At 66.1% G+C, this 4,713-nt stretch carries 5 protein-coding genes; 3 read left to right on the top strand and 2 right to left on the bottom strand.

What is annotated here, in order from left to right; all coding sequences use genetic code 11:
• The first annotated feature begins 192 nt into the window (after window positions 1–192).
• Entirely contained in the window at window positions 193–672 is a 480-nt protein-coding gene (bfr, locus tag AC1Q6E_RS27700) for a bacterioferritin (protein ID WP_152797865.1), read from the top strand.
• 72 nt (window positions 673–744) lie between these two features.
• Here the strand turns inward: bfr and AC1Q6E_RS27695 are convergent, their stop codons facing one another.
• Entirely contained in the window at window positions 745–1,368 is a 624-nt protein-coding gene (locus AC1Q6E_RS27695; protein ID WP_152797866.1) for a hypothetical protein, read from the bottom strand.
• Window positions 1,369–1,427: 59 nt separating this feature from the next.
• The gene (locus AC1Q6E_RS27690) at window positions 1,428–3,053 is read right to left on the bottom strand and encodes a peptide chain release factor 3 (RefSeq protein ID WP_152797867.1); all 1,626 of its coding nucleotides are present in this window, start codon (window positions 3,051–3,053) and stop codon (window positions 1,428–1,430) included.
• A gap of 212 nt (window positions 3,054–3,265) precedes the next feature.
• On the opposite strand from AC1Q6E_RS27690, the gene AC1Q6E_RS27685 reads away from it, so the two are divergent.
• Both AC1Q6E_RS27685 and AC1Q6E_RS27680 read left to right on the top strand, forming a co-directional pair.
• Window positions 3,266–3,670, top strand: a complete 405-nt coding sequence (locus AC1Q6E_RS27685) for an MbcA/ParS/Xre antitoxin family protein (RefSeq protein ID WP_152797868.1) — start codon at window positions 3,266–3,268, stop codon at window positions 3,668–3,670.
• A complete protein-coding gene (locus tag AC1Q6E_RS27680) occupies window positions 3,667–4,353 on the top strand; it encodes an RES family NAD+ phosphorylase (RefSeq protein ID WP_296556858.1) in 687 nt (228 codons plus the stop codon). The genes AC1Q6E_RS27685 and AC1Q6E_RS27680 overlap by 4 nt, the downstream gene beginning before the upstream one ends.
• Window positions 4,354–4,713 lie beyond the last annotated feature (360 nt).

Here is a 4,713-nt window from a genome sequence, read left to right as displayed (position 1 = left end):
ACCCAGGATGCGGTGGATCCGGCTCCGCCGGTCCACCCGCATCGCCCCCTGGGGGGCGCCCGAAGGGCGTAGGGGGGATCAATCATTCTCATTGTCACTTTCCTAGGCCGTTACGGGCGGACGTACGGCCTGCTTGCTTAGCGTCAACAATGCTAACCTTGCGGAATCCATGAATTCTGCAGGGGAAAGAACATGAAAGGCGACAAGACCGTCATCCAATACCTCAACAAGCAGCTCACCAACGAGCTGACCGCCATCAACCAGTACTTCCTGCATGCGCGCATGCTCAAGCACTGGGGCCTGGGCAAGATGGGCAAGCACGAGTACGACGAGTCCATCGAGGAGATGAAGCATGCCGATCGCCTGATCCAGCGCATCTTCATGCTGGACGGCCTCCCCAACCTGCAGGACCTGCACAAGCTGCTGATCGGCGAGAACGTGCCGGAAATCCTGGAATGCGACCTGAAGCTGGAGCTATCCTCGCAGGTCGTGCTGAAGGACGCCATCGCCCACTGTGAGAGCGTGCGCGACTACGTGTCGCGCGACCTGCTCCAGGACATCCTGGACGACACCGAGGAACACATCGACCACCTGGAAACCCAGATCGGCCTGGTGGACCAGGTCGGCATCCAGAACTACCTGCAATCGCAGATGGAAGAGCAGGGCGACTGACCGGTCCCTGCCTGCACAAAAAAACCCCTGCTTCGTCGGCAGGGGTTTTTCTTTTCCCGGAAACGGAAGGCCTTAGTTGTTGCCCGTGGCCGGACACTCGGCGACGCGGCCCCAGCGGTTGTCGGTATTGCAGTACTTCCACCGGGCCTTCTCGTTGCAGATGACCCGGCCGACGATACCCTGCGAGGCGCAGCGCGCCAGTTCGGCCCGCAGCGACTGGATCCACGCCTCCTGGCCGCCGGCCGCCGCGTCGGCGCCCGCCACCACGGTGGCGACCTGCTGCGAAGGCGGCTCCACGATGATGCGCGGGGACTGGGCCGCCGGGGTCTCGGACAGGTGGGCCGGCAGGGGGCTGCCGGGATTCACCGCCTGCATGTCGGGAGCAATGGTCGACAGCACGGTATCGGGCTGGGGCTGGTCGGCCGCCGAGACCAGGGGAATGGGTGCGTTCGGCTGCACCGGGCGCGCCGGCACGCCGCGCGAGCCATCCACCCGCGGTTGCGGAGGTTCGGGCAGGTAGGTTTCCTGGTCCACGGCCGCCACCGGCGCTTCGCCCGGCCGCCCCTGCGCCACGGGCACGGGCGCTTCCGCCACGCGGTCGACGGGAGCGTTCCAGGACAACCAGAGCCCGAACAGCACTCCCACCACCACGACCATCGCCACGAAGGCGAGGCCCATCAAAATGCGGTTACGCATGTGTACACCTCTTCACTGTGGACCGACGGCCATGCCGGTCCCCATGCCTGGGCGGGCTGTCAGGCGAAGGCAGAGTCGCCCACCCGGGTCTGGAACACCTGTCCCCCGTGCTCGCGCAGGGCATGGAACTGCACGTTGGGATAGAGTTCCTGCGCCACCCGCAGTTGCGCCGCCGATCCGATCAGGAACGCGGGCGCCTCGACCACATCGTAGGCGATGTGCTGCATGTTGGCGTCCATGAATTTCTTCAGGTCCTTGGGGTTCTCGGCCGTGATCCAGCGCGCCATGGAATAGCGCGACGGCAGCATGCGCGCGGCCACCCCGTATTCGGTCTTGAGCCGGTGCGCCACGACCTCGAACTGCAGTTGGCCGACGGCGCCCAGCAGCAGCGGGCCGCCAGCCACGGGACGGAACACCTGGATGGCGCCTTCCTCGCCCAGCTGGGTCAGGCCCGTGCGCAACTGCTTGGTGCGCAGCGGATCGGCCACCTCCACCGCCTGGAACAGCTCCGGCGCGAAGAACGGCAGCCCGGTGAATTGCAGCGCCTCGCCTTCGGTCAGCACATCGCCCAATTGCAGCACGCCGTGGTTGGGAATGCCGATGACGTCGCCGGCATAGGCTTCGTCCAACAGCTCGCGCCGCTGCGACAGGAACGAGACCACGTTGTTGGGCCGCGTTTCCTTGCCGGTGCGGCAGACCTTCAGCCGCATGCCACGCTCGAAGCGGCCCGAACAGACACGCACGAACGCCACGCGGTCGCGGTGGGCCGGGTCCATGTTGGCCTGCACCTTGAAAACCACGCCGGTGAACTTCGGTTCGTCCGGCTGGACTTCGCGCTGCATCGCGTGGCGCGCGCCGGGCGCGGGCGCCTGCTCGACCAGGGCGTCCAGCACTTCCTGCACGCCGAAGTTGTTGATGGCCGAGCCGAAGAACACGGGCGTCTGCCTGCCAGCCAGGAACTCGGCCTGGTCGAACGGCGGCGCCGCGCCTTCGATCAGGTCGATCTCGCCGCGCGCCTGCTCGAACGCCGAGCCGAAGCGGCGGGCGATCTCGGGATTGTCCAGCCCGTCGATGATCTCGTCGTGCTGTTCGCTCAACCTGTCGCTGCCGGCCTTGAAGACCCGCATCCGGTCGCGGCGGATGTCGAACACGCCGGCGAACGATTTGCCCATGCCGACCGGCCACGCGAAGGGCACGGCGTCCATGCCCAGGTGGGACTCGATCTCGGACAGCAGTTCCAGCGGCTCGCGCACCTCGCGGTCCATCTTGTTGACGAAGGTGATGATGGGCGTATTGCGCGCCCGGCATACCTGCAACAGCCGGATGGTCTGCGGTTCGACGCCGTTGGCCGCGTCGATCACCATCAACGCCGCGTCCACGGCGGTCAGCACCCGGTAGGTGTCTTCCGAGAAGTCCTGGTGCCCCGGGGTGTCGAGCAGGTTGATGACGGTGTCGCGGTATTCGACCTGCATGACCGAGGACGCCACCGAGATGCCGCGCTGCTTCTCGATCTCCATCCAGTCGGACGAGGCGTGCCGCGAAGCCTTCCGCGCCTTGACGCTACCGGCGATCTGGATCGCGCCAGCGAACAGCAACAGCTTTTCGGTCAGCGTGGTCTTGCCCGCGTCGGGGTGGGAAATGATGGCGAAGGTGCGTCGCCGGGCGACTTCTGAAGATATGGTCATCGCGCGGAATTTTAACCGGAGACGGGAACCGGCGCTTGTTCCGTCCGGACAGCCCGCGCGGCAGGCGCCATACCGTGGCGTAGCGGCCGCATGCCATGGCCGCATCGATACCGGCCACAGGCCTGTTTTGTCTTGTTTGATACCATAATTTGATTTTTGTCTTAAATAGGACTAACCTGGGCTGACTGGCATGCTCGACACAGGAAAGCACCATGGCCATTCCTGCTTCCACCACTCCCGAACTGACCAGCCAGGCAGCTACCGACGCCGCCTTGCGCACCTTCTTCCGGATCGCCCAGGCCTGGCAGCTCAATGCCGAGGAATCGGCCACGCTGCTGGGCGTACCGCGCTCGACCATGTTCCGCTGGAAGACCGGCCGGGCGCCCGCTCCCCTGCCACGCGACACGCTCGAACGCCTGTCGCTGGTATTCGGTATCTACAAGGCGCTGCAGGTCCTGCTGCCGGTGCCCGAACGCGCCGACGCCTGGCCCCGCCGGCCCAACGACGCGCCCCTGTTCGGTGGCCGGCCGGCGCTGGAGCGCATGCTTACCGGCATGACCAGCGACCTGTACGTGGTGCGCACCTATCTCGACGCCCAGCGGGGAGGCTGGACATGACGCCTGCCGCCACCGACGTGCAGTGGACGCCCTGCCACCGGCTCGTCCCCAGCCGCTTCCCGCCAACGAGCCTGTACGACCAGGTGGCCGATCCGGCCGATCTCGACGTGGTATTCGCGATAGAAAACCTCACCAACCCCCGTGTCCGGGACGAAGCCGGCAATCTGCGCCTCGTGCCGGAAGAAGACCGGATATCGGGTCCGGGCACCACCCCCATCATGGCGGCCTTCACCCATCTGAATCCGGCCGGCAGCCGCTTTTCCGACGGTACCTGGGGCGTGTATTACGCCGGGGAAAGCCTGGAGACCGCGGTGGCCGAAACCATGCACCACCGCACCCGGTTCCTCGCCGCCACGCGCGAGGCGGCCATCGAGATCGACATGCGCCACTACCTGGCCGACCTGGCCGCGCCACTGCACGACCTGCGCGGCCTGCGGCCGGCCTTGCCGGCCATCTACGACCCGGACGACTACGCGGCCAGCCAGGCGCTGGCCCGCCGGCTCCGGCTGGAAGGCAGCTGGGGCCTCGCCTACGACAGCGTCCGGCGGCCCGGCGGGCAGTGCGCGGCCGTGTTCCGGCCGCGCGGCCTGACCCGCTGCCGCCAGTCCCAGCACATCGCCTTCATCTGGGACGGCAATCGCATGAGCGGGTGGTATTCCAAATCGGCATTGCGATCGGTCTGATTTTTCAAGCCTCCCTCCCGCCACCGGGCACCGCGCCGCCCCCCTGTCCAACCTTGTGGATCGCGGGTTTCCTTGCCTGCTTCCCCAGGCCCGCTGATGGAAATCGATTATTGGCGTAATTTCGATTTTCGAATATGGTTACGTCGAACGCGGGGCGCTGATATCGTCACAATCGGTATCAAGCGCGGCAGATCGCGGCGTGCGGCCGCAACGCAGTACGGATATCCGCACCAGGGCGCCGTGTCCTGGCGCGCAAGACCTCATTCCTTATCCGGAGGAACACGACAATGAAAATGCGCATGTGGGGTTGTTTGCTGGGCATGGCGCTGGGCGGTACGGCCGCGGCGCAGACCCCGTTGA

This window comes from Pigmentiphaga sp. MLSB6-MA01 (assembly GCF_058793475.1).
The sequence above is the reverse complement of the archived record's forward strand: the minus strand, read 5'-3'. Positions and strand labels throughout refer to the sequence as shown.

Coding starts and splice junctions, on each gene's coding strand:
- AC1Q6E_RS27695 (WP_152797866.1), bottom strand. CDS start 1,368: ATGCGTAACCGCATTTTGATGGGCCTCGCCTTCGTGGCGATGGTCGTG.
- bfr (WP_152797865.1), top strand. CDS start 193: ATGAAAGGCGACAAGACCGTCATCCAATACCTCAACAAGCAGCTCACC.
- AC1Q6E_RS27685 (WP_152797868.1), top strand. CDS start 3,266: ATGGCCATTCCTGCTTCCACCACTCCCGAACTGACCAGCCAGGCAGCT.
- AC1Q6E_RS27680 (WP_296556858.1), top strand. CDS start 3,667: ATGACGCCTGCCGCCACCGACGTGCAGTGGACGCCCTGCCACCGGCTC.
- AC1Q6E_RS27690 (WP_152797867.1), bottom strand. CDS start 3,053: ATGACCATATCTTCAGAAGTCGCCCGGCGACGCACCTTCGCCATCATT.